22 protein-coding genes and 2 tRNA genes are annotated in these 23,489 nt (G+C 69.2%); 7 read left to right on the top strand and 17 right to left on the bottom strand.

What is annotated here, in order from left to right:
• Positions 1-125: 125 nt before the first annotated feature.
• Positions 126-818 carry a histidine phosphatase family protein gene (locus JI746_RS16335; protein ID WP_201690925.1) on the top strand — a complete coding sequence of 231 codons (693 nt, stop codon included), beginning with the start codon at positions 126-128 and terminating at the stop codon, positions 816-818.
• Positions 819-889: 71 nt separating this feature from the next.
• Here the strand turns inward: JI746_RS16335 and JI746_RS16330 are convergent, their stop codons facing one another.
• The 6 genes from JI746_RS16330 to JI746_RS16305 all read right to left on the bottom strand — a co-directional run bounded on the left by JI746_RS16330 (position 890) and on the right by JI746_RS16305 (position 7,669).
• Positions 890-2,314 carry an amidase gene (locus JI746_RS16330; RefSeq protein ID WP_201690924.1) on the bottom strand — a complete coding sequence of 475 codons (1,425 nt, stop codon included), beginning with the start codon at positions 2,312-2,314 and terminating at the stop codon, positions 890-892.
• A gap of 4 nt (positions 2,315-2,318) precedes the next feature.
• A complete protein-coding gene (locus JI746_RS16325) occupies positions 2,319-3,812 on the bottom strand; it encodes an ABC transporter substrate-binding protein (protein WP_201690922.1) in 1,494 nt (497 codons plus the stop codon).
• A gap of 53 nt (positions 3,813-3,865) precedes the next feature.
• The gene (locus JI746_RS16320; RefSeq protein ID WP_201690920.1) at positions 3,866-4,699 is read right to left on the bottom strand and encodes an ATP-binding cassette domain-containing protein; all 834 of its coding nucleotides are present in this window, start codon (positions 4,697-4,699) and stop codon (positions 3,866-3,868) included.
• The gene (locus JI746_RS16315; protein ID WP_330893018.1) at positions 4,696-5,679 is read right to left on the bottom strand and encodes an ABC transporter ATP-binding protein; all 984 of its coding nucleotides are present in this window, start codon (positions 5,677-5,679) and stop codon (positions 4,696-4,698) included. The genes JI746_RS16320 and JI746_RS16315 overlap by 4 nt, the downstream gene beginning before the upstream one ends.
• A 167-nt stretch (positions 5,680-5,846) precedes the next feature.
• Positions 5,847-6,722: an ABC transporter permease gene (locus JI746_RS16310; protein ID WP_201690916.1), complete on the bottom strand. Its 876-nt coding sequence runs from the start codon at positions 6,720-6,722 to the stop codon at positions 5,847-5,849.
• A complete protein-coding gene (locus tag JI746_RS16305) occupies positions 6,719-7,669 on the bottom strand; it encodes an ABC transporter permease (protein WP_201690915.1) in 951 nt (316 codons plus the stop codon). The genes JI746_RS16310 and JI746_RS16305 overlap by 4 nt, the downstream gene beginning before the upstream one ends.
• A 53-nt stretch (positions 7,670-7,722) precedes the next feature.
• Between JI746_RS16305 and JI746_RS16300 the strand changes: the two genes are divergently transcribed.
• Complete coding sequence (locus JI746_RS16300) at positions 7,723-8,061, top strand: YfhL family 4Fe-4S dicluster ferredoxin (protein ID WP_201690913.1); 339 nt, start codon at positions 7,723-7,725, stop codon at positions 8,059-8,061.
• A gap of 96 nt (positions 8,062-8,157) precedes the next feature.
• On the opposite strand, the gene JI746_RS16295 is transcribed toward JI746_RS16300, so the two are convergent.
• From JI746_RS16295 to JI746_RS16260, 8 genes are all read right to left on the bottom strand, one after another.
• Positions 8,158-8,562, bottom strand: coding sequence for a hypothetical protein (locus JI746_RS16295; protein ID WP_201690911.1), 405 nt, complete (start codon positions 8,560-8,562; stop codon positions 8,158-8,160).
• Positions 8,559-9,194, bottom strand: a complete 636-nt coding sequence (pth, locus tag JI746_RS16290; RefSeq protein WP_201690909.1) for an aminoacyl-tRNA hydrolase — start codon at positions 9,192-9,194, stop codon at positions 8,559-8,561. Before pth ends, JI746_RS16295 begins: the two co-directional genes overlap by 4 nt.
• 262 nt (positions 9,195-9,456) lie before the next feature.
• On the bottom strand, positions 9,457-10,149 hold the full coding sequence (locus tag JI746_RS16285) for a 50S ribosomal protein L25/general stress protein Ctc (RefSeq protein WP_201690907.1): 693 nt from the start codon (positions 10,147-10,149) through the stop codon (positions 9,457-9,459).
• 79 nt (positions 10,150-10,228) lie between these two features.
• The gene (locus tag JI746_RS16280) at positions 10,229-11,212 is read right to left on the bottom strand and encodes a ribose-phosphate pyrophosphokinase (RefSeq protein WP_201690905.1); all 984 of its coding nucleotides are present in this window, start codon (positions 11,210-11,212) and stop codon (positions 10,229-10,231) included.
• Positions 11,213-11,284: 72 nt separating this feature from the next.
• Positions 11,285-11,361, bottom strand: a tRNA-Gln gene (locus JI746_RS16275).
• Positions 11,362-11,380: 19 nt separating this feature from the next.
• On the bottom strand, positions 11,381-12,253 hold the full coding sequence (ispE, locus tag JI746_RS16270; RefSeq protein ID WP_201690903.1) for a 4-(cytidine 5'-diphospho)-2-C-methyl-D-erythritol kinase: 873 nt from the start codon (positions 12,251-12,253) through the stop codon (positions 11,381-11,383).
• A 12-nt stretch (positions 12,254-12,265) separates the two neighbouring features.
• Positions 12,266-12,760, bottom strand: a complete 495-nt coding sequence (locus JI746_RS16265) for an outer membrane lipoprotein LolB (RefSeq protein ID WP_201690901.1) — start codon at positions 12,758-12,760, stop codon at positions 12,266-12,268.
• Entirely contained in the window at positions 12,757-14,490 is a 1,734-nt protein-coding gene (locus JI746_RS16260) for a tetratricopeptide repeat protein (protein ID WP_201690899.1), read from the bottom strand. The genes JI746_RS16265 and JI746_RS16260 overlap by 4 nt, the downstream gene beginning before the upstream one ends.
• Before the next feature lie 99 nt (positions 14,491-14,589).
• On the opposite strand from JI746_RS16260, the gene mutM reads away from it, so the two are divergent.
• The 3 genes from mutM to mutY are packed head-to-tail and all read left to right on the top strand — an operon-like array spanning position 14,590 to position 18,454.
• A complete protein-coding gene (gene mutM, locus JI746_RS16255) occupies positions 14,590-15,405 on the top strand; it encodes a bifunctional DNA-formamidopyrimidine glycosylase/DNA-(apurinic or apyrimidinic site) lyase (RefSeq protein ID WP_201690897.1) in 816 nt (271 codons plus the stop codon).
• A 50-nt stretch (positions 15,406-15,455) separates the two neighbouring features.
• Positions 15,456-17,417: a dynamin family protein gene (locus tag JI746_RS16250; RefSeq protein ID WP_201690895.1), complete on the top strand. Its 1,962-nt coding sequence runs from the start codon at positions 15,456-15,458 to the stop codon at positions 17,415-17,417.
• Positions 17,414-18,454 (top strand): A/G-specific adenine glycosylase, encoded by a 1,041-nt coding sequence (mutY, locus tag JI746_RS16245; protein WP_201690893.1) that lies wholly within the window; start codon positions 17,414-17,416, stop codon positions 18,452-18,454. Before JI746_RS16250 ends, mutY begins: the two co-directional genes overlap by 4 nt.
• Before the next feature lie 129 nt (positions 18,455-18,583).
• Here mutY and rapZ read toward each other — a convergent pair whose 3' ends face one another.
• From rapZ to JI746_RS16230, 3 genes are read right to left on the bottom strand one after another with little or no spacing between them, the layout of a single operon-like run.
• Entirely contained in the window at positions 18,584-19,477 is an 894-nt protein-coding gene (gene rapZ / locus JI746_RS16240) for an RNase adapter RapZ (protein WP_201690891.1), read from the bottom strand.
• A 3-nt stretch (positions 19,478-19,480) separates the two neighbouring features.
• A complete protein-coding gene (gene recN / locus JI746_RS16235) occupies positions 19,481-21,145 on the bottom strand; it encodes a DNA repair protein RecN (RefSeq protein WP_201690889.1) in 1,665 nt (554 codons plus the stop codon).
• Positions 21,146-21,163: 18 nt separating this feature from the next.
• Positions 21,164-22,057, bottom strand: a complete 894-nt coding sequence (locus JI746_RS16230; protein ID WP_201690888.1) for an NAD kinase — start codon at positions 22,055-22,057, stop codon at positions 21,164-21,166.
• 51 nt (positions 22,058-22,108) lie between these two features.
• Here JI746_RS16230 and hrcA point away from each other — a divergent pair, with 51 nt between their 5' ends.
• Positions 22,109-23,131, top strand: a complete 1,023-nt coding sequence (hrcA, locus tag JI746_RS16225; protein ID WP_201690886.1) for a heat-inducible transcriptional repressor HrcA — start codon at positions 22,109-22,111, stop codon at positions 23,129-23,131.
• A 200-nt stretch (positions 23,132-23,331) separates the two neighbouring features.
• Positions 23,332-23,408: transfer RNA gene (locus JI746_RS16220), tRNA-Ile, on the top strand.
• Positions 23,409-23,489: the final 81 nt, after the last annotated feature.

Here is a 23,489-nt window from a genome sequence, read left to right as displayed (position 1 = left end):
ACATCGCTTCTTGAAGGTGTCCCCTTTTGCGGTTTTTGCGAAACCTTTGCGGCCTTTGCGTTCGGCTGTCCGCTTTCGTGCCTTAGTGCCATCCCGCATTGCGCAAGGCCAGCCATAATTTCGCAATGCGAATGACGGTGGATGCGACGGAGCTGGTGCTCGTGCGGCATGGCGAGACGGACATGAACCGGGAGTTGCGCTTCCAGGGGCAGGTCAACGTCGGACTCAACGCGATCGGGCTGGCGCAGGCGCGCCGGCTCGCCGCGCGCCTGGCGGGCGAGAAGGCCGATGCGGTGTACGTGAGCGACCTGCTGCGCGCCCGGCAGACCGCCGAACCGATCGCCGGTGAACTCGCGCTGCAGCCGGTGGCCGACGCCGGCCTGCGCGAACAGGCCTTCGGCCGGGTCGATGGCATGCGCGTCGACGACATCAAGCGCGACCACCCCGAGGCCTGGGAAGGCTGGCTGCGCTTCGAGCAGGATTTCGCCATGCCGGAGGGTGAGTCCACCCGCGCCTTCCACACGCGCGTGATGGATGCCGTGCAACGCGTGGTCGCCGCGCACCCGCACCAGACCGTGGTGATCGTCACGCACGGTGGCGTGCTGGACATGATCTACCGCACCGCGCGCTCGCTGGGCCTGGACGGCCCGCGCCAGAGCGAGATCCCGAACGCCGGCCTCAACCGCATTCGCGTGCGCCAGGGCACGTACGAGATCATGAGCTGGGCCGACACGCAGCACCTGGCCGACCTGCCGCCGCAACCGGTGTACGACCAGCGCAAGCTGGTGGCCGGCGAGGCGAGCCGCACCGCGGCTTAGCCACGCGCAGCGCGCCAAGCCCGGACGCCCTGGATTCCCGCCTGCGCGGGAATGACGCCACCGCTGCCCACTCAGTCCACGTGGTGGATCGCTTCCGAGGGCGGCTGCGGCCAGGGCCTCTGGGGCTCGCGGATCAATTCGAAGGCACGCGCCACCTGCAGCACGCCGAGGTCGTCGAAGCGCTTGCCGACGATCTGCAGGCCGATCGGCAGTCCTTCGTCGGTGTAGCCGCAGTTGATGGACGCGGCCGGCTGCTCCGACATGTTGAAGGGCACCGTGAAGCCGATGTGCTCCAGCGGCCGCAGCGGGTCGTTGGTGGGTGAGGGCAGTTCGGCCGCGAACGCCGGCACCGGCGAGACCGGCGAAAGCACGTAGTCGAACGGGCGGCAGGCCTGCACCGCCGCCACGCGCGTGAGGTGGAACTGGTGGGCGGCGCGGAACATGGCTTCGCCGCCGAGGCCGCCAGCGCTGTCGGCCCACTGCTGGATATAGGGCAGCACCCGCGCCTTCTCCTGCGGCGGCAGGCCGCGCAGGTCGACGTGCGAGCGCATGCGCCAGAAATGGTCCATGCCATCCAGCATCGCTTGCGTCATGAAGGGCTTCATCGGCGCGACCACCGCACCGGCGCGCTCGAACAGCAGGGCCGCCTTCTGCACCGCGTCGCGGATGCCCGCGTCCACGGCGAGGCCGCAGCCGGCTTCCATCAGCAGGCCGATGCGCAGGCCGCGCAGGCGCGACACGCCGATGTCGAAGCCGGACCACGCGATGTCCTGCGGCGGCAGGCTCATGGCGTCGCGTTCGTCCGCGCCCGCGAGGACCTGCATGAACAGCGCCGCATCTTCCACGGTGCGCGTCATCGGGCCGGCGGCGCGGCCGGTATAGGGCGGGTCGATCGGCACCCGGCCGAGGCTGGGCTTCAAGGTGAAGATGCCGCACCATCCGGCCGGCAGGCGCAGCGAGCCGCCGATGTCGGTGCCGATGTGCAGCGGCCCATAGCCGGCCGCGGCGGCCGCCCCCGCGCCCGCGCTGGAGCCGCCGGGCGTCTTCGCCAGATTCCAGGGATTGCGCGCCAGCGGGTGGAAGCTGGAAAGCCCCGAGGACAGCATGCCGTAGTCCGGCATCGTGGTCTTCGCCAGCAGCACGCCGCCGTGCTCGCGCACGCGCGCCGCCGGCGGCGCGTCGGCCGCGGCCGGAACGAGCTCGCTGGCCGCGCTGCCCAGGGGCGTCGGGTCGCCGCGGGTGGCGATGTTGTCCTTGATCGTGACCGGCACGCCGTCGATCAGGCCCAGCGGCTCGCCCTGGCGCCAGCGTTCCTCGCTGGCGCGCGCCTGCTCCAGCACGTGGTCGGGCCGCAGCAGGTACAGCGCGTGGATGTGGTGCTCCCAGCGCTCCACGTGACCCAGCACGCTGCGCGCGACCTCCACCGGCGAGACTTCGCGCCGGCGGTACAGCTCCACCAGCCGGGGCGCGGAGAGCTCGTGCAGTGCATCCGCCATCGCGTCAGGCCCAGGAGATGGAGGACAGGTCGTTGACGAAGATCGGCATGTCCTTCCACAGCCCCTTCACGTTCCTGTTCGCGACCGTCACCCACTGCGGCTGGTACAGGAAGGCATGCACCGAATCCTCCGCGAGGATGCGCTGCAGGTCGGCCTGCAGCTTCAGGCGGTCCTTCGCGTTGGCCGTCGTCTTGTACTTGGCGTACACCTCGTCGAACCTGGCCGAGTGGTAGTTCCAGTAGTAGTCCGGCTTGGCGAAGTTGCCCAGGTCGAAGGGTTCGACGTGCGAGATGATCGTCATGTCGTAGTTCTTGTTGCCGTACACGTTGGAGAGCCACTGGGCCCACTCCACGTTCTGCAGCTTGGCCTGGATGCCGACCTTGGCCAGTTCCGAGGCGATCACCTCGCCGCCCTGGCGCGCGTAGGGCGGCGGCGGCAGCGTGATGGTGACTTCCAGCGGCGTCGTCACGCCGGCTTCCTTCAGCAGTGCGCGCGCCTTGTCGGGGTTGAACGGATTCACGCCGGTGAGATCGACATAGCCCGGCGCGCTGGGCGGATAGTGGCTGCCGATGGGCGCACCGTAGCCGTCGCCCGCGCCCTGGATCACCGCCTTGCGGTCAATCGCCATGGCCACCGCGCGGCGCACGCGCACGTCGTCGAAGGGCTTCTTCTTGTTGTTGATCGCCAGGATGGTCTTGGCGCGCGAGCCCGAGACGATCACCTGGAAGCGCGGATTGCCCTTGAACTGCTCCACGCTGCGGGGCGTGACGCGGGGGAAGGCGTCCACGTCGCCCGCGAGCAGCGCGGCCACCTGCGCCGCCGGGTCCGCGATGATGCGGAAGGTGGCGCGTTCGAGCTTGATCGCCGAAGCATTGCGGTAGCCGGGCCACTTCTTCAGCGTGATGGACGAGCCCTTGACCCAGTTCTCCAGCATGAAGGGGCCGGTGCCGACCGGCTTGGTCATGTTGCTGTCCGCGCTCTTCGGCTCCACGATCACGGCCGTTGCCTGCCCGAGCAGGAACGGGAAGTCGGGGTCGACCTCCTTGGTGAGGATCACGACGGTGTGCTCGTCGACCACCCGCGTGCTCAGGTTGGCGAAGGTGCGCTTGTCCTTGTTGGTGCTCTTCTCCGAGCCGGCGCGGTCGAAGGAGAACTTCACCGCCTGGGCGTTGAAGGGTTCGCCATTCTGGAACTTCACGCCCTGGCGCAGCTTGAAGGTGTAGGTGGTGAGGTCCGGCGAGACCTCCCAGCTTTCCGCCAGCAGCGGCGTGACGGCGCCGTCCGGGTTGATCTTGGTCAGCGTCTCGTAGATGTTGTACAGCGTGACCTCGCCGATCGACGAGGCGGCGCCGCCCGTGGGGTCCAGGCCGGGGCTGGGCTCGAGCGCCATGGCCATCACGATCGCGTTCTTGCGGCCCTGGGCCAGCACGCCCGGGGGCAGGGTGGCCAGGGCGGCCAGCGAGGCGCTGTGCGCGAGAACATTGCGGCGGTTCAGCATGTCTTGGGAACTCCGGGGCTAGAGGCTGGAAGCGGGGGATGCAACTTCAGGGATCATCCCCGACTTTGGAAACGCGTGGCAAGAGGGCTGCCCGCGGGGGGCTCGGGTTCGGGCACCGCCTCGACCAGGGAGCGCGTGTATTCGTGCAGCGGCTGCGCGAACAGGCGCCCGGGCGGCCCCTGTTCCACGATGCGGCCCTGCCAGAGGACGGCCACGTCGTCGCACAGGTGCTGCACCACCGCGAGGTCATGGCTGATCAGCATGTAGGTGATGCCGAATTCGGCCTGGAGGTCCTGCATGAGGTTCAGCACCTGCGCCTGCACCGAGACGTCCAGCGCGCTCACCGGCTCGTCGGCCACGATCAGGCGCGGCCGGGTGATCAGCGCCCGCGCGATCGCGATGCGCTGGCGCTGGCCGCCGGAGAACTCGTGCGGGTACTTGCGCAGGTCGTTGGGCCGCAGGCCGACCGCCTGCAGCGCCTCGCTGGCGCGTTCGCGCTGCTCCTCGCGGCTGGCGCCCTGGGCGGCCAGGGGTTCGCTCACGATGCGCTCCACGGCCTGGCGCGGATCGAGCGAGCCGTACGGATCCTGGAACACCATCTGGAAGTCGCGCCGGGCGCTGCGCAAGGCCTCGCGCGGCAGCGCGTGCAGGTCCTTCCCGAGCAGGCGCACGCGCCCCGAGGTCGGCTGGTCCAGCGCCATGACCAGGCGCGCCAGCGTGGACTTGCCCGAGCCGGACTCGCCGACGACGCCGAGGCTGCGCCCCGCCTCGATCGTGAAGCTCACGCCCCGCAGCGCATGCACCTTGCCCGGCGCCTCGAGCAGCTTCTCGCGCGGCAGGGCGTAATCCTTGACGAGGTTCTCGACCTCCAGCAGCGGCGCGTTCATCGGTCTTCCTCCCTCTCCCTCTGGGAGAGGGTCGGGGTGAGGACAGGGGTGAGGCCAGGCGCGACCGCATCCCGCTCCTTCGCCACCACCTCCAGCCGGATGCACCTCGCCTCGTGCCCCGCCTCCACCTCCACCGCTGGCGGCAGCCCCGCGTCGCACTCCGGAACCGTCCACTGGCACCGCCCCGCGAACGGACAGCCCCTGGGCAGGTCCACCAGTTCCGGCACGGTCCCCGGGATCGTCACCAGCCGCTGGCCCTTGGCTGCCCGCAGCCCCGGCCGTGCGGCGAACAGGCCCAGCGTGTACGGATGCATGCGGTGGGCGAACACCGCTGCGGTCGGCCCGCTCTCCACGACGCTGCCGCCGTACATCACGAGCATGCGCTGCACGTTCTGCGCGATCACGCCGAGGTTGTGGGAGATGAGGATCAGCGCCATCCGGCGTTCGGCGACCAGCTCGCGGATCAGGTCCAGGATCTGGCGCTGGATCGTGACGTCCAGCGCGGTGGTCGGCTCGTCGGCGATCAGCAGATCGGGCCCGCAGGCGAGCGCCATCGCGATCGTGATGCGCTGCCGCTGGCCGCCCGAGAACTGGTGCGGGTAGGCGTCGATGCGCCGCGCCGCATCCGGGATGCCGACGCGATCGAGCAGCGCGATCGCTTCCTTGCGCGCCGCGGCGGCGGTCATGCCGCGATGCAGCCGCAGCGGCTCGGCGACCTGGTGGCCCACCGTGTGCACCGGGTTGAGGGCGGTCATCGGCTCCTGGAAGATCATGCCGATGCGGTCGCCGCGCAGCGCGCACATGGCCCGCTCGGGCTGTCCGACCAGCTCCCGGCCTTCGAACACGATGCTGCCGGTGACGCGCGCGCTTTCCGGCAGCAGCCCCATGAGCGCCAGCACGGTGAGCGACTTGCCGCTGCCCGACTCGCCGACCAGTCCCAGCGTCTCGCCCGGCTCGAGCGCGAAGCTCACGTCGCGCACCGCGAAGGCCGGGCCGCGGTGCGTCCGCAGTTCGACGGAGAGGTTCCTGACTTCGAGGAGTTTTCCGTCATGCCCGCGAAGGCGGGCATCCAGGGAGCGCGCATCCGCGGCGCCTGCAGGCCCTGGGTCCCCGCCTGTGCGGGGATGACGGTGATCCGGGCGGGGCGTCATCGTTGCCGCGCCAGGCGCGGGTCGTACAGGTCGCGCAGGCCGTCCCCGAGCAGATTGAGTCCGAGCACCGCAATGGCAATGGCGACGCCGGGAAACACCCCCAGCAGCGGCGCCTGGAACAGCAGCGTCTGGGCTTCGCTCAGCATGCGTCCCCACGAGGGCTGCGGCGGCTGCGTCCCCAGCCCGAGGTACGACAGCGCGGCTTCGGCGAGGATGGCGATCGCGAAGCGGATGGTGGCCTGCACGATCAGCACCGAGAGGATGTTGGGCAGCACGTGCTCCAGCGTGATCGCCAGCCGGCCCTTGCCGCAGGCGCGCGCCGCCAGCACGAACTCGCGGCCCCACACCGCGTTGGCCGAGGCGCGCGTGATGCGCGCGAACGTCGGGATGTTGTACAGGCCGATCGCGATGATCGCGTTGACCATGCCGGGGCCGAACACCGCGGTGAGCATGATCGCGGACAGGATGGCGGGAAACGCGAAGCCGAAATCCGACAGCCGCATGATCGCCTCTTCGATCCAGCCGCGCCGGGCGGAGGCGAGCAGGCCCAGCGCCGTGCCGATCACCAGCCCGATGCCCACGGCGATGATGCCCACCGCGATGGAAGCCCGCGCGCCCACCAGCAGCAGGGAGGCCACGTCGCGGCCGAAGGCGTCGGTGCCGAGCCAGTAGCGCGCGTCCGGTGCCTTGAGCTTGAGCGCCATGTCGATCTCGTAGGGATCGTGCGGCGTCCACGCAAAGGAAAGCGCCGCCGCCAGGACGACCAGCACGCTCAGCACCAGGCCGATCAGGAAGCTCGGGTGCCGCAGGGCGCGGTGCCAGAACCCCGGGCCCGCGCTCGCCGCCAGCGGTGCTTCCAGCACGGCGCTCACAGGTCCGCCGCCTTCACGCGCGGGTCGATCACGGCGTACAGCACATCGACCGCGAAGTTCACGATCACCACCATCGCGGCCAGCAGCATCACGCAGTTGCGCACCACGATCAGGTCGCGGTTGGCGATCGACTGGAAGATCAGGCGCCCGAGCCCCGGCAGGTAGAACACGCTCTCGACCACGATCGTTCCGGCCAGCAGCTCCGCGAACTGCAGGCCCATGACCGTGATCACCGGGATCAGCGCGTTGCGCAGCACGTGGCCCCAGAGGGCGCCGCGCTGCGACACGCCCTTGGCGCGGGCGGTGCGCACGAAATCCTCGCGCAGCACTTCGAGCACCGAGGAACGCGTGATGCGCGCCAGGATCGCCGCCTGCACCACGGCCAGCGACAGCGCGGGCAGCATCAGCGCGCGCAACCCGGGCAGGATGCCTTCCTCCCAGCCGGGGAAGCCGCCGGCGGAGAACCACTTCAGGTGCACCGAGAACAGCAGGATCAGCAGGATCGCGAACCAGAAGTTCGGGATCGCGATGCCGATCTGCGTGAGCGCCATGACGCCGACGTCACCCGGCTTGTTGTGCCGCGAAGCGGCGTAGATGCCGGCGGCCAGCGCGAGGAGCGTAGTCAGCGTCATCGCCATCAGGGCGAGCGGCACGGTGAGGGCCAGGCGTTCGCGCACCAGCTCGCCCACCGGCGTGCTGTAGGCGTAGCTCAGTCCGAGGTCGCCGTGCAGCATGCCGGCGATCCAGTGCCCGTAGCGTTCGATGGCGGGGCGGTCCAGTCCCAGCTTCTGCGCCAGGGCGGCGACGGCCTCGGGCGAGGCGTCGGGGCCCATCAGGACCTGGGCTGCGTTTCCCGGCAGGACCTCGAGGACCAGGAACACCACCACCGAGGTACCTGCCAGCGTCGCAATGAGGGTGATCAGCCGCTTGGCGAGGAAGAGACTCATGCCGCGCGCGATAATGCCAGAAGTAGTCTTCCCCTCCCCGGAGTCCGCGCGTCATGGCATTGATGATTACCGACGAGTGCATCAACTGCGATGTCTGCGAGCCGGAGTGCCCGAACGAGGCCATCTTCCTCGGCCCCGAGATCTACCAGATCGACCCGGATCGCTGCACCGAGTGCGTCGGCCACTTCGACGAGCCGCAGTGCGTGCAGGTCTGCCCCGTGGCCTGCATCCCGGTGGACCCGCAAAGGATGGAGAGCCGGGAAACGCTGTGGCAGAAGTACCAGCGGCTGACGGGGGAGGCGAAGAAGGAAGTTGCCGCCGCGGGTGTTTCGCCTCCGGAAGCCTCTTCCTCGGATGTTCCTCCCTCTCCCTCCGGGAGAGGGCTGGGGTGAGGGCACGCCGGCGCTCGTTGAAGCACCCGGTGAAAAGGTAGCGCCGGAGCGCCCCCGCCCCGACCCTCCCCCAGAGGGGGAGGCGGAGAAAGAGGATCAGCCCGACTTCTTTTTCTTCCCCTTCGCCTTCTTCTCCTTCGGCTGCCCCGGCGAGACGGCCGTGAACTGCTCCGGCTTGCCGTCCTTGGCCTTGGCGCCGTCCTTCTTCTCCTTGCCCGCATCCTGCAGCGGCGGCGCCTCCACCGGCCCGATCACCAGGGCCTTGGGCGCGTTGCGCTCCTGGGCCAAGCGGGCCTTTTCCATCTCCGCGGCGAGCCTCGCGTCGGGGTTGCTGGCCACCGGCAGGGCCAGCGCGCGGCCCGTCACCGGCTCGGACACCGTGACCGGCTTGCCGCCGGCGCAGGGTTCCTGGCTGTAGCTGTTGCCGCAGCGCCAGACCGTCTGCGCGCCGGCCGAGCCGGCGCACAGGGCCAGGACGAGTACCAGGGTCTTGGTGGTCACGGTGCCTTCTCTGGGGGTGGATGGGGACTGCCTTGCGGGCGTGGCGGCTTGGGCCGCGGCGCCTTGTGGGTGTGCACGATCAGCGTGGCCTTCTCCATCTCGCCGGCCAGCAGGGCCGGGAAGGCCTTGAGCGTGCGGGTGATGCATTCCTCCATGGCGGTGCGCTGGTCCGGCGCCGGCTTCTTGAGCACCCAGTTGATCACTTCCGACTTCACGCCGGGATGGCCGATGCCGATGCGCAGGCGCCAGTAGTCATCGGTGCCCAGCTGCGCGTGGATGTCACGCAGCCCGTTGTGTCCGGCATGGCTGCCGCCGAACTTCAGCTTGGCCTGGCCGGGCGCCACGTCGAGTTCGTCGTGCACCACCAGGATTTCCTCCGGCTGGATCTTGTAGAAGCGCGCCAGCCCCGCCACCGACCGGCCGGAGAGGTTCATGAAGGTCTGCGGCTCCAGCAGCCAGACCGTCTGGCCGTGGATGTTGCCGCGTGCCACCCGGGCCTGGTAGCTGCGCTCGGACACGAGGTTGAGCTTCAGCTCGCGCGCGAGCGCGTCCACCCACCAGAAGCCGGCGTTGTGGCGCGTGGCTTCGTACTCGGGGCCCGGATTGCCCAGGCCGACAAACAGCTTGATCATGGATGGCAGGAAGATAGTGGCAGTCGCGCGGGCGCTGAAGGGAATATTGTCGCCAAGCGGAGCCGAAAAAAAGCCCGCTGGCGCGGGCTTTCTGAACCGTCGTTCCCGCGGAGGCGGGAATCCAGGGCTTTGACGATGGGCGCTGCGCGCCCGCCCTGGGCCCCCGCCTGCGCGGGGGTGACGGCGCATTGGGGGGGTGACGGCGCTTTTGGGGGTGACCGCGTATCCGTTGGTGACGGCGTATCCGGGGGTGACGACGTCTTTACTTCTTCGCCGGGGCCTTGGCGGCCGGCTTGGCGTCCTTGCCGCCCTTGGCCGGAGCGGCCTTGGCAGCGGGAGCGGCGGCGGCCGGGGCGGCGCCTTCGGCACCGGCGGCATCGGCAGCTGACTCTTCCGCAGCCGGCGTCACCACCGAGACCAGCACCGGGTTCGGCTTGCCGTGGGTCACGGCCTTCACGCCCTTGGGCAGCTTCACGTCGTTAAGGTGCAGCACGGCGCCCTTCTTCAGGCCGGACAGGTCGATCTCGATGAATTCCGGCAGGTCGGCCGGCAGGCAGGAGATGTCCAGTTCGTTGACGATCGGGTTGACCAGGCAGTGGTCCACCTTGACGGCGTCGCTTTCCTCGGAGTTCTTGTAGTGCACCGGCACCTTCATGTGCAGGCGGGTGTTGGCGTCCACGCGCTGGAAGTCGATGTGGACGACCTGCTGCTTGAACGGGTGGTACTGCACGTCGCGCAGCAGCACCTTGCCGCTCGCACCGTTCAGTTCCATGTCCAGGATCGACGAGTGGAACGCTTCCTTCTTCAGGGCGTGCCACAGGGCGTTGTGGTCCAGTTCGATGAGCTGGGGCTGGCCCTCGCCACCGTACACGATGCCGGGCGTCTTGCCCACGTTGCGGAGACGGCGGCTCGCACCCGTTCCCTGCCTGGCGCGCTCGAAAGCGACGAATTTCATTGCATTCTCCAATTCGGAGCCCACCGCGACCAGTGCGGCTCCGGTTCAAAAAGCCCCCGTGGAGGAGGCGCGAAAAGCCTCAGAACAGGTCGACCTGCTCCGAGAACAGACTCATGACCGATTCGCCCTTGGCGATGCGCTGGATCGTTTCGGCGATCAGCGAGGCGACGGAGACCTGGCGCACCTTGGTGCAGGCGCGGGCCGTGTCCGACAGGGGAATCGTGTTGGTGACCACCACCTCGTCGAGCGCGGTGCCCTTGGTGATGCGGTCGATGGCGGGCCCCGAGAAGATCGGGTGCGTGCAGTAGGCGTAGACGTGCTTGGCGCCGCGCTCCTTGAGCACCTCGGCGGCCTTCACCAGCGTGCCGGCCGTATCGATCATGTCGTCCATGATCACGCAGTTGCGGCCCTCGATCTCGCCGATGACGTGCATCACTTCCGAGACGTTGGCCTTCGGGCGGCGCTTGTCGATGATGGCCAGGTCGGTGTTCAGCTGCTTGGCCAGCGCCCGCGCGCGCACCACGCCCCCGACGTCCGGCGAGACGACGATCAGGTCTTCGTAGTTCTTCTGCCGCAGGTCGCCCAGCAGCACCGGGGAGGCGTAGATGTTGTCGACCGGGATGTCGAAGAAGCCCTGGATCTGGTCGGCGTGCAGGTCCATGGTCAGGACGCGCGCGACGCCCACCGTCTGCAGCAGGTTGGCGACCACCTTGGCCGAGATCGGCACCCGGGAAGAGCGCGGCCGGCGGTCCTGGCGGGCGTAGCCGAAGTAGGGGATGACGGCGCTGATGCGCTCGGCCGAGGCGCGCTTGAGCGCATCGACCATGATCAGCAGTTCCATCAGCGTGTCGTTCGTCGGCGCGCAGGTGGACTGCACCACGAAGACGTCGCGCGTGCGCACGCTCGTGTTGATCTCCACCGTGACTTCGCCGTCGGAGAAGCGGCCGACGCTCGCAGCGCCGATCGAGATGCCCAGGTGGCTCGCGATCTGTTCCGCCAGTGCCGGATTGGCAGTGCCGGTGAAGACCATGAAGTCGGGGGTGGGAGGAGCAGCCTGCTGCATGAGGATCGGACGCCTATGTCAGTCGACGGCCGGGCCCGTTCGGCCCGCCTCTCGACGTCTTAACGACTGGTTTGGCAGGGGAGGAAGGACTCGAACCCTCGCATGCTGGAATCAAAATCCAGTGCCTTAACCAACTTGGCGACTCCCCTACACGGGTCGACAGCCGGATCAGCTGCCAACCGAAACGTCGCTGGACGCCCACCCCACCAGGGGATGAACTTCCAAATTGCTGCATTCCCGCACCACCCAGCCCTCGTGGGCCCAGTGTGCCGGCGCCTGCGCCAGCATCTTACCCGGCGGCAGCAGCGCGAAGACCGCGCTGCCGGAGCCCGTCATGCGGCCTCGCAGGCCCTGCTGGCCAAGAAACTCCAGCGCCTCCCCCACCTCTGGGTTGATGAGCCGGGCCACCGGTTCCAGGTCGTTGTGACCGAAACCCCAGGGATCTGCAGCAAAGCCCGAGATTGTAGCACCACTGCTGTCCCGTTTCAGCGCCGGGTGACGGAAGATGTCTGCGGTCGACAGTCCGCGGGGCGGTTTGACCACCACGAACCGGGCCGCCGGCACCGCTACCGGCGTGATCTTCTCGCCGATGCCTTCGACCCACGCGTTGCGTCCGCGCAGGAAGAAAGGCACGTCGGCGCCGAGTTGCAGGCCGATCGCCTCCAGCGCCGGCAGCGCCAGGCCCAGGCCCCACAGGCGGTTGAGCGCCAGCAGGCAGCTCGCCGCATCGGAGGAACCCCCGCCCATGCCGGCTTCGGCCGGGACGCGCTTGGTCACCCGGATGTGCGCGCCGGCCGTGCAGCCGGTGGCCTGCTGCAGGGCGCGGGCGGCGCGCAGCGTCAGGTCGTCGTCAGGCAGGGAAGGGCCGAGGTCTTCGCGCGACAGGGCCGTGCCCGGGCGCAGCTCGAAATCGAGGCTGTCGTGCCAGTCCAGCAGCATGAAGGCCGACTGCAGCAGGTGGAAGCCGTCGGCCCGCCGCCCGGTGATGTGCAGGAACAGGTTCAGCTTCGCCGGCGCGGCGACGTCGTACAGCGCGCGCATGCGGCCGGTTTCTCAGCGCTCGAAGGCGACGCGCAGGTCGGCGACCGGCGGCGGCTCGACGCGGCGCGCCCGCAGCCGGCCTTCGGCCACCTGGCTCACGTCCGGCTGCCAGCCGGCGACCGGGGTGGCCCTGCCCGCCAGCCAGTCGAACAGGGCGGCGATCGGGATCGGCGCGCCGGTGGCTTCCTGCGCCAGCGCTTCCAGCGAATCGAACTGGCGGGTGTTGCCGCCCGAGCGCAGGGTGGCGCTGCCCGGCGCCCAGGCCAGCACGGCCACCGTGCCGCCCAGCGGATTGAACAGCCTCAGCTCGCCGTTTTCGGGTGCGCCCTTGAGCTCGAAGGAAGCGGAGAAGGACTGGCTGGCCTGTCCTTCCACGGTGAGCGCGAGCCGCCCCGTCCAGACCTGCGTGCCGGGGGGGACCTCCGACCGCGGCGGCGTGGCGCAGGCAGCGAGCAGGAAGGCGCACAGCGCGGCCAGCAGCCACGCGGACCAGGACCGCGCCCTCACAGCTGGACCCGCAGCCGCTTGATCGTCTCCAGCAGCGTCTCGTTTTCGTTGTTCAGCAGCATGCCTTCGCGCCAGACCTTCTCGGCCTGGGCGCGCTCGCCGATGGTCCACAGCACTTCACCGAGGTGGGCGGCGATCTCCGGGTCGGGCCGGTCCTTGTAGGCGCCCTGCAGGATGCGCAGCGCGTCCGCGCGGTTGCCCATGCGGAATTCGACCCAGCCCAGGCTGTCGGTGATGAAGGGGTCGCCGGGGGCGTATTCCAGCGCCTTCTGGATCAACTGCCTGGCTTCGGGCAGCCGCACGCCGCGCTCGGCGAACGAGAAACCGAGCGCGTTGTAGGCGTGGTGGTAGTCGGGCTTGAGGACCATCACCTGGCGCAGCAGCTTTTCCATTTCCGGAAAGTCGTTGAGCTTCTCCGCCATCATGGCCTGGTCGTAGAGCAGGTCGGCGTCCTTCGGGTTGGCCGCCACGGCCTTGGCGAGCAGCTCGTAGGCGGGCTTGTACTGCTTGTTGTCCCGCAGCAGCGACACCTCGGCCGACAGCTTCAGCCGCGCGTCGGCCGGCGTGCGCTCCGGGATGGCCTGGATCAGCTTGCGCGCCTCGGCCATCTTGCCCTGGCGTGCGAGGATGGAGGCGCGGCGGTTCTGCGCCGCGATCAGGTCCTGCGAGTTGTCGATGCGGTCGAGCCAGGCACCGGCGGCCGTGAAGTCCTTGCGCTTTTCCGCCACCTGCGCCATCGACAGGTAGGCCTGCGCCAGGCCGCGGCTGCGTTCCTCGTTGGCGGGTTGCGCCTGCGCCAGCTGGATGTACTTCTGCAGCGAGGTCTCGGCCTGGGTGAGCTGGTTGTCCCCCACCAGCAGCGCGCCTTGCGCGAGCCAGGCCTCCGGGAATTCGGGGCGTTCGCGGGTGACGAGCTGCAACTGCTGCAGGGCCTCCTGCTGGCGCTGCGCGTCGAGCAGCGCGCGCGCATAGCCCATGCGGATTTCCGGCAGCGGCTGCGCCTGCAGGTAGTTGCGCACCAGCACTTCCGCCTGCGGCAGCTTGGGATCCATCAGTTCCAGGGCCAGCAGCACCGGGCCTTCGGCCTTCGGATTCGACGCCTGGCCGCGCCTGGCGGCTTCGAGGGCGCCCGTCGTGTCGCCGGCGGCCATGCGCATGCGCCCCACGGCACTCCAGGCGGCGGCGCCGGTGGCCGGCTGGTTCAGGTAGTCGGCGAGGGCCTGCTCGATGACCGTGGCGGCCTGCTTCTTGTCGCTGGCGCGCGCGTAGATGCGCGGCGCCATCGAGATCACCGCCGCGCGGTCGCCCGCATCGGCCAGGGCGATTTCGGTCTTCAGCGGCTCGGTGCTTTCCGGGATGCGATTGAGCGCGACCAGGATCTGCAGCACATAGCGGTTCGCCTCGCGCGACTTCGGGAAGGCCTGTTTCCAGGCCCGGGCGGCCTGCAGTGCCGCATCGCCGTTGCGGGCCTCGAACGCCAGTTCCACGGCGCGCTGGTACAGCGACGGATCGGTGGTCTTGCGGGCGGCGTCGAGGATCAGCGCGAAGCCGGCGGCGGGTTCGGCGCCGCGGACGTTCAGTTCGCCGAGCAGCAGCTGGTAGAACAGTTCGGCATCCATGCCGCTGTTGTCGGGGGCGGCGGCGACCAGGGGCGAGGTGCCCTGCGCCAGGGCGGGAGCCCCCAGTGCGCAGCAGACAAGCAGCAGCCCTGCCTTCAAGAATCTTTTCATCGAATCATGATAATGGCCCGTCCCGCAAAGCCGCTACGTGATTTTGCGGCCCCGGGCGCACGCCCCTTTTCCCGCCGCCCATCCCCCCGCCCCGTTTCCATGCCCGAACTGCCGGAAGTCGAGGTCACGCGCCTCAGTTTTGCCGACCGAATCGTCGGCGCCCGGATCGAGCAGGTCCGGCTCGGCAAACCCTTGCGCTGGCCCCTCGGCTGCGAAGCGGCCGACCTCGTGGGCCGGACCGTCACGGCCGTGCGGCGCCGGGGCAAGTACCTGCTGATCGACCTGGACCGGGGCTTGCTGCTGCTGCACCTGGGCATGTCCGGCAGCCTGCGCTTCGACACCGGCCTGCCGGAGGCGGCGCTGCACGACCACTTCGACCTCGTGACCACGCAGGGCGTGTTGCGCCTGAACGACCCCCGGCGCTTCGGTGCCGCGGTGTTCTGCGAAGGCGAGGCTTCCGCGCCGGCGCGCAAGCTCCTGGGCGGCCTGGGCGTCGAGCCGCTGGGGGAGGACTTCGCGCTGGAGGCCTTCCACGCGGCCCTGAAGAAGCGCCGCGCACCCATCAAGCAGGTGTTGCTGGCCGGCGATGTCGTCGTAGGCGTCGGCAACATCTACGCATCCGAAGCGCTGTTCCTGGCCGGCATTCGCCCCACGATGCCGGCTTTTCGCATCAGCAAGCCCCGTGCGGCCAGGCTGCAGGCCGCCATCCGGCAAGTGCTCGCCAAGGCGGTGGAAAAAGGTGGAAGCACGCTGCGCGACTTCACCAATGCCCACGGCCAATCCGGCTACTTCCAGTTCGAGGCGATGGTGTACGACCGGGCCGGCGAGCCATGCCGGGTCTGCGGAGCGCCCATCCGGATGCTGCGCCAGGGCCAACGCGCGACATATTTCTGCCGGAACTGCCAGAAAGGCTGAAGGGGGCGTCAATCGCCGATGCTATAGTCAATTTGGGCGGGACTCTCTCAGTGGCACTATCCTTCAACGAACAGTTTGACCAGCACGGCGCATGGCGGCGCGAATTCGCGCAGCGCCTGAAGCTGATCTCCGAATGGCTGAAGGACCACGACCTGCTCGATAGCGCGGTCGAGGAGCGCCTGCGCCGCCTCGAAGCCCAGATGCGCACCGACAAGGTCATGGTGGCCTTCGTCGCGGAGTTCTCGCGCGGCAAGTCGGAGCTGATCAACGCGATCTTCTTCGCCGGCTACAAGCGCCGCATCATGCCGGCTGCCGCCGGGCGCACCACCATGTGCCCCACGGAGCTGGGCTACGACGCCGAGGTGCCGCCCTGCCTGCGGCTGCTGCCGATCGAGACGCGCCTGCACACGCAGCCGCTGATGGAATGGCGCATGGTGCCCGAGAAGTGGCACCGCGTGGACCTCGACGTCAACGATCCGCAGCAGCTCGCGCAGGCGATCGAGAAGGTTTCGGAAGTGCGCCGCGCCACCGTCGACGAGGCCCGCGCACTCGGTTTCTGGCACGACGACACGCCCGAGGACAACCCGATGATGGGATCCGACGGCCTGATCGAGATCCCCAAGTGGCGCCACGCGCTGATCAACATCGCGCACCCGCTTCTCAAGCAGGGGCTGGTGATCCTCGATACGCCCGGCCTGAACGCCATCGGCGCCGAACCGGAACTCACCGTCAACCTGATTCCGCAGGCGCACGCCGTGGTGTTCATCCTGGCGGCCGATACCGGCGTCACCAAGTCGGACCTGCAGATCTGGCGCGAGCACCTGATCTCCGAGGACAACGACGCCGATTCGCGCCTCGTCGTCCTGAACAAGATCGACACGATGTGGGATGCGCTGAGCACCCCCACGCAGGTGCAGGCGCAGATCGACCGCCAGCGCGCCACCACCGCCGAAGTGCTCGGGCTGCAGCGGCACCAGGTGATCCCGGTGTCGGGGCAGAAGGGCCTGGTCGCCAAGGTCAACGACGACGCCGAACTGCTCAAGGCCAGCCGCCTGCCGGTGCTGGAGCAGGCGCTGGCGCATGGCGTGCTGGGGCAGCGGCAGAAGATCCTGCGGTCCTCGGTTTCCGCCAACATCGGTGAATTGCGCGGCGAGGCCACGCGCGTGCTGGCGATCCGCCGGCGCGACCTCGCCGAGCAGATGGTGGAACTCAAGGGGCTGCGCGGCAAGAACATGTCGGTCATCAAGCACATGCGCGCGCGCATCGAGCAGGAGCAGGCCGACTTCGACGCCAGCGGCGCCAAGATCCATGCCGTGCGCTCGGTGCACCTGAAGCTGCTGCGCGACGTGTTCAACCTGCTGGGCACGGCGGCGCTGAAGACCGAAATGACCGAGCTCACGGACGCCCTGCGGCAGCCGGGCCTGAAGCTGGGCGTGCGCAAGGCCTACGCGAAGACCTTCGACCGGCTGCGCGACGGCCTGCGCAAGGCCGGCAAGGTGAGCGACGAGATCCAGACCATGCTCACGGGCACCTTCCGCCAGCTCAATGCCGAATACGGCTTCTCGCTGCAGGCGCCGCGCGAGCCGGACCTCGCCCGCTACGAACGCGACCTCGACCTCGTCGAGCGCAGCCACAACCAGTACCTGGGCGTGAGCAACGCGCTGCGGCTGGCGCAACCTGAATTCGCCGACCGCCTGGTGCGGGCGCTCGCCACGCGGCTGCGCGTGATCTACGAATCGGCGCTGGGCGAGGTGGAGCTGTGGAACAAGTCGGCGGCCGCGCAGCTCGATGCGCAGCTGCGCGAGCGCCGCCGCAACTTCGGCCGCCGGCTCGAAGCCATCGAGCGCATCCAGCAGGCGGCCAGCGGCCTGGACGACCGCATCGCCGAAATCGAGGCCCAGGAAATCGCCCTGGACCAGCTCGATCTGAAGCTGGCCGAACTGACCTCGCACCTCTCGCACACGCCCCTGGGGCATGCGGAAGCGGCGCAGCTCGCCCTCAAGACCGCATGACGCAGCTTCCGGCCGGTTTCGCCGGCCGCGTGGTGCGCTGGCAGCGCACGCACGGGCGCAATGAACTGCCCTGGCAGAACACGCGCGATCCCTACCGCGTGTGGCTGTCGGAGATCATGCTGCAGCAGACGCAGGTGGCCGCCGTCCTGGGCTACTACGAACGCTTCCTCGCCCGCTTCCCTGATGTCGCCGCGCTGGCTGCGGCGCCGCTCGACGACGTGCTGGCGCTCTGGAGCGGCCTGGGCTACTACAGCCGTGCGCGCAACCTGCATCGCTGCGCGCAGGAGGTGATGGACAGGCATGGCGGCGCGTTTCCGCGCACCGCGCTGGAGCTGCAGTCGCTGCCCGGCATCGGCCCTTCGACGGCCGCGGCGATCTCCTCATTCTGCTTCGGCGAACGGGCGGCGATCCTGGACGGCAACGTCAAGCGCGTGCTCACGCGCGTGCTCGGTTTCGGCGCGGACCTGAGCGTCGCCGGCAACGAGCGCGCCTTGTGGGACCACGCGCGTGCCCTGCTGCCGGCGCGCGAATTGAACGAGAACATGCCCCGGTACACGCAGGGCCTGATGGACCTCGGCGCCACGCTGTGCCTGCCGCGCAATCCGGCTTGCCTGCTGTGCCCCGTGCAGCCGCAATGCTTCGCCTCGCACGAGGGCCAGCCCCAGGCGTATCCGGTGAAGACGCGCAAGCTCCGACGCAGCGCCGAGTCGCTGTGGTTGCTGCATGCGCAGGCGGGGGATGGCTCGGTGTGGTTGCAGAAGCGCCCGACGCCGGGTGTGTGGGCCGGGCTGTACTGCCTGCCCGTGTTCGCCAGCCGCGATGCGCTGGAAGAGGTGCTGCCGGTCGCGTCGCGTGGCAAGTTGCGCGAGGTGCAGCCCTTCGTGCACGTGCTCACGCACAAGGACCTGCACCTGCATCCGGTGCAGGCGGTGCTGCCCGCGGAGTGGAAGACGGGGGAGGGTGCGTGGTTCGGTGCGCGCGAGTGGCCGGGGCTGGGGTTGCCGGCGCCGGTGCGCAGGTTCCTGGAGAACGCCTGACGCCCCGTCATTCCCGCGAAGGCGGGAATCCCGGGCTCCCGATGCTCGCCGCGCGCGGCGAGTCTTCAATGCCCTGGATTCCCGCCTTCGCGGGAATGACGTCTTGGGTCGGCCTTCGCGGAACGGCGTTCAGGCCTGCGCATCCGACGCCCGCCGGCTCCCCATCTCGCGATGCCGTTTCAGCGTCGTCCACCGATCCGCGAATTCCGCGCACAGCCGCTCCACCAGGTACACCGAGCGGTGCTGGCCGCCCGTGCAGCCGATGCCCACCGTGACGTAGCTGCGGTGGTTGCGCGCCAGCGGCTGCATCCAGTTGTCCAGGAAGCCGGCGATGTCGGCGAACATGTCCTGCACTTCCTGGATCTTCTCCAGGTACTCGATGACGGGCGCGTCCATGCCGGTCAGTTCGCGCAGCTCCGGTTCGTAATACGGGTTCGGCAGCATGCGCACGTCGAAGATGTAGTCGGCGTCGAGCGGGATGCCGCGCTTGTAGGAAAACGATTCGAACACCAGCGTGAGCTGCGCGAGCGGCGCCGAGAGCAGCGACTTCACGTACTCCTGCAGCTGCGAGGCGCGCAGCACGCTGGTGTCGATCACGTGCGCGCGCTCGCGCAGGTCCGCCAGCAGTTCGCGCTCCAGCTCGATCGCTTCCACCACGGCGCGGTGCTGGTCGCCATCGGTCTCCACGGCGGTCTTCGACAGCGGGTGGCGGCGGCGCGTCTCGGAGAAGCGGCGTACCAGCGTATCCGTGCTGGCGTCCAGGAACAGCGGCCGCACCGCGATGCCGCGGTGCACCAGCTCGCGCAGGTGGCCGGGCACCAGCGGCAGCGAACTGGCCGTGCGCACGTCCATCGCGATCGCCACGCGGCGGCGGCCGTTGCGCACCTCCAGCTCGGTGAAATCCAGCAGCAGTTCCGGCGGCAGGTTGTCGACGCAGAAGTAGCCGGCGTCCTCGAGCGCGCGCAGCGCCACCGACTTGCCGGAGCCCGACATGCCTGTGATGAGGACGAGCTCCAGGGCCATGCCTCAGCTTTCGCGGGCGGCTGCGGCGTCGCCGAGCATTTCCTTGGCGTGGGCCAGCGTGGTGCCCGAGAGGCGCTCGCCACCCAGCATGCGGGCGATCTCGGCGACGCGCTTCTCGCCTTCGACGCCAGCGACGCTGCTTTCCACCGACCGGCCCTGCGCCTGCTTGGCAACCACCAGGTGGTGGTCCGCGCATGCCGCCACCTGCGGCAGGTGCGTGACGGCGAGCACCTGGCGGTCGCGTCCGAGCTGCTTCATCAGCCGCCCCACGGTTTCCGCCACCGCGCCGCCGACGCCCGAATCGACCTCGTCGAAGATCAGCGTCTGCGCCTCGCCCAGCCGGCTGGTCGTCACGGCGATCGCCAGTGCGATGCGCGACAGCTCGCCGCCCGAGGCGACCTTGCCCACCGGCCGCGGCGTGCTGCCGGCGTGGCCGGCGACCTGGAAGCTCACTTCTTCCAGGCCATGCGCCGTCGGCGCCTCGGCCTTTTCCAGCGCCACTTCGAAGCGGCCGCCCTGCATGCCCAGGCCCTGCATCGCCAGCGTGACCGCCTTGGCCAGTTGCGGCGCGGCCTTGGCACGCGCTTTCGACAGGCCCCGGGCCTCGGACTGGAAGGCCTCCAGCGCGCGCTTTTCCGCCGCCTCGAGCGCCGCCAGGTCCGCGGCGGCGTCGAGCTTCGCCAGTTCGTCCTTCCAGGATGCGAGCAGTGCCGGCAGCTCCGCCGGCGTGCGCTTGTAGCGCCGCGCCAGCGACACCCATGACGCCATGCGCTCGTCGAGTTCCGCCAGGCGTTGCGGATCGAGGTCGGTCTTGCGCAGGTAAGCCTGCAGCGAGTGCGCGGCGTCTTCGAGCTGCGCCAGGCTGGAGCCCAGCACCTCCGCGACGTCGCGGAACTGCGGCTCCAGGTGTTCCTGCGCGCGCAGGGCATCCACCGCCTGCGCCAGCGGCGCGCGGGCGCCGCCTTCGTCGCCATCGAGCAGTTCCTGCGCGGCCTGCGCCGCATCGAGCAGCGCCTGCGCGTGGGACAGCCGGGTGTGGCTGGCGTTCAATTCCTCCCACTCGTCCGCGCCCGGCGCGAGCTTGTCGACCTCGCCGATCTGCCAGGCCAGGCGCTCGCGTTCGCGCTGCAGCGAATCCTGCGCGGCGCGGGCGTCCGCGAGCGTCTTCTGGGCGGCGCGCCAGTGGGCCCAGAGCTGCTGGAGCTTGTCGGTGTTGACGCCCGCATAGCCATCGAGCAGGCCGCGCACCGAAGCCGGCCGGGTGAGGCTTTGCCAGGCATGCTGGCCGTGGATGTCGACCAGGTGGTCGCCGACTTCGCGCAGCTGCGTGGCCGTGGCCGCGCTGCCGTTGATCCAGGCGCGGCTCTTGCCCTGGTTGTCGACGGTGCGGCGCAGCAAAAGCGCCTCGCCGGCGTCGAAGCCGGCCTCCTGCAGCCAGGGCAGCAGCGATGCGGGCAGGTCGAATTCGGCGCTGATCTCGGCACGGGGGGCGCCTTCGCGCACGACGGCCGCCTCCGCCCGGGCGCCGAGCGCGAGCTGCAGCGCATCGACCAGGATCGACTTGCCCGCGCCGGTTTCGCCGGTGAGCACGGAAAAGCCGTCCGCCAGATCGAGTTCCAGCTCGCGGACGATCACGAAGTCGCGCAGGGCGATGCGTTTGAGGCTCATGGTCCGCAGTGTGGGCGCTCAGGCCCCGTCATTCCAGTGCATTTTCTTGCGCAAGGTGTCGAAGTAGCTCCACCCCCGCGGGTGGAGGAATCGTACCCGGTGCTGCGAGCGGCGCACCGTGATGCGGTCTCCGTGCAACAGCGAGGCCAGCGACTGCATGTCGAAATTGGCGCTGGCGTCGCGGCCGGCGACCAACTCGATCGCGATCTCGGCCGAATCCGGCAGCACGATCGGGCGGTTCGACAGCGTGTGCGGCGCGATCGGCACCAGCAGCCAGCCGGGGTTGGACGGATGCAACAGCGGCCCGCCGGCCGACAGGGCATAGGCCGTGGAGCCGGTCGGCGTGGCCACGATCAGGCCGTCGGCGCGCTGGCGCGAGACGAAATGGCCGTCCACCTCGATGCGCAGTTCCACCATGCCCGAGGTGGCGCCGCGGTTGACGACCACGTCGTTCAGGGCCAGGGCGTCGAACACGGCGTGCCCGTCGCGCAGCACCATCGCGTGCATCATCGTGCGGTGGTCCTCGTCGTACTCGCCGGCCAGCATGGGCGGCAGCACGGTGCGGTACTGGTCCAGCGGGATGTCGGTGATGAAGCCCACCCGGCCCTGGTTGATGCCGACCAGGGGCGTGCCGTGGCGGGCGAGCTGGCGGCCGATGCCCAGCATGGTGCCGTCGCCGCCCACCACCACGCCCAGGTCGCATTGGGTGCCGATGCCGGGCACATCGGCCGTGGGGTAGCCCTCGATCTGCGCCACGGCGGCGGTGTCGCGTTCCACCACCACGTGGCAGCCCTGGGACGTCAAGAATTCCGCAATCTCTTCCAGCGCGGTGCGCATCGATGCGGCAAGTGCCGGCGCCACGGCGGCGTGGTACTTGCCGATCAGGGCGACCTGCCGGAAGATGGATTTCATCGGCAAATTACATCACTAAAATTGCCGGGCAAGCCTTACCCTCTCCCACCAATGCTCGATGACCGCGCCAAGCTGCTGCTGAAAACGCTGATCGAGCGCTACATCGCCGAAGGCCAGCCCGTCGGCTCGCGCACGCTGTCGCGGGCTTCCGGGCTGGAGCTGTCGCCGGCGACCATCCGCAACGTCATGTCCGACCTGGAGGAACTGGGGTTGGTCGCCAGCCCGCACACCTCCGCCGGGCGCGTGCCCACGGCGCGCGGCTACCGCCTGTTCGTCGACACCATGCTCACGGCACGCCGTGACGAGCTCTTCGCCGCGCCCTCGCTGCCGCCGGACCAGCCGCAGAAGGTGATCGCCCATGCGGCGCAGTTGCTGTCCAACCTGTCGCAGTTCGTGGGCGTGGTGGTGGCGCCGCGGCGCACTTCGGTGTTCCGCCACATCGAATTCCTGCGGCTGTCCGAACGACGCTTCCTGGTGATCATCGTCTCGCCCGAGGGCGACGTGCAGAACCGGGTGGTGCACACCACGGTGGACTACAGCCAGTCGCAGCTGCAGGAGGCAGCCAACTTCCTCAATGGCAACTACGCCGGCATGAGCATCGAGGAAGTGCGCGAGCGGCTCAAGGGCGAGGTCGAGCAGTTGCGCGGCGAGATCGTCACGCTGATGCAGACGGCCGTGGAAGCGAGCTCCGAGGCGATGAAGCAGGACCAGGAGGAAGTCGTGATCTCCGGCGAGCGCAACTTGCTGGCCGTGACCGACTTCGCCAGCGACATGAGCCACCTCCGGCATGCCTTCGAGCTGTTCGAGCAGAAGGCGCAGCTGATGCGCCTGCTGGAAGTCTCCAGCCAGGCCGACGGCGTGCGCATCTTCATCGGCGGGGAGAGCCACATCGTGCCCTTCGAGGAACTGTCGGTGGTCAGCGCGCCGTACGAGGTGGACGGGCACGTGGTGGGCACGCTGGGCGTGATCGGGCCCACGCGGATGGCCTACGACCGCATGATCCAGATCGTGGACATCACCTCGCGGCTGGTGAGCAATGCGTTGAGCCATGGCAAGGGGGGTGGGGGGTCTTGATCGGGCGAGGCGGGCATCCCCGGCGCCGTCCTCGTCGTCCTCGCGCCTCTCCCGTCATTCCGGCGCGTCCCCTCTCGTCATTCCCGCGGCCCATCTCGTCATTGCCGCCCCTCTCGTCATTCCCGCGAAGGCGGGAATCCACGGCGCAACGCGCCGCTCCAGGGCTCGACGGCCCCCGCACTCCTACAATCCCCTCTGGCGGGCCGTTAGCTCAGTTGGTCAGAGCAGGGGACTCATAATCCCTTGGTCGCTGGTTCAAGTCCAGCACGGCCTACCACCAATACACGCCTTGCCGCTACCAGAAACGTAGCGTTTCCGCATCTCTTTCCGCGAGACTTTCCGCAAAAGGAAGAGTGTG

The sequence above is a fragment of the Ramlibacter alkalitolerans genome (genome assembly GCF_016722765.1).
GTDB lineage: Bacteria > Pseudomonadota > Gammaproteobacteria > Burkholderiales > Burkholderiaceae_C > Ramlibacter > Ramlibacter alkalitolerans.
This window is presented reverse-complemented; position numbering and strand designations above follow the sequence as displayed.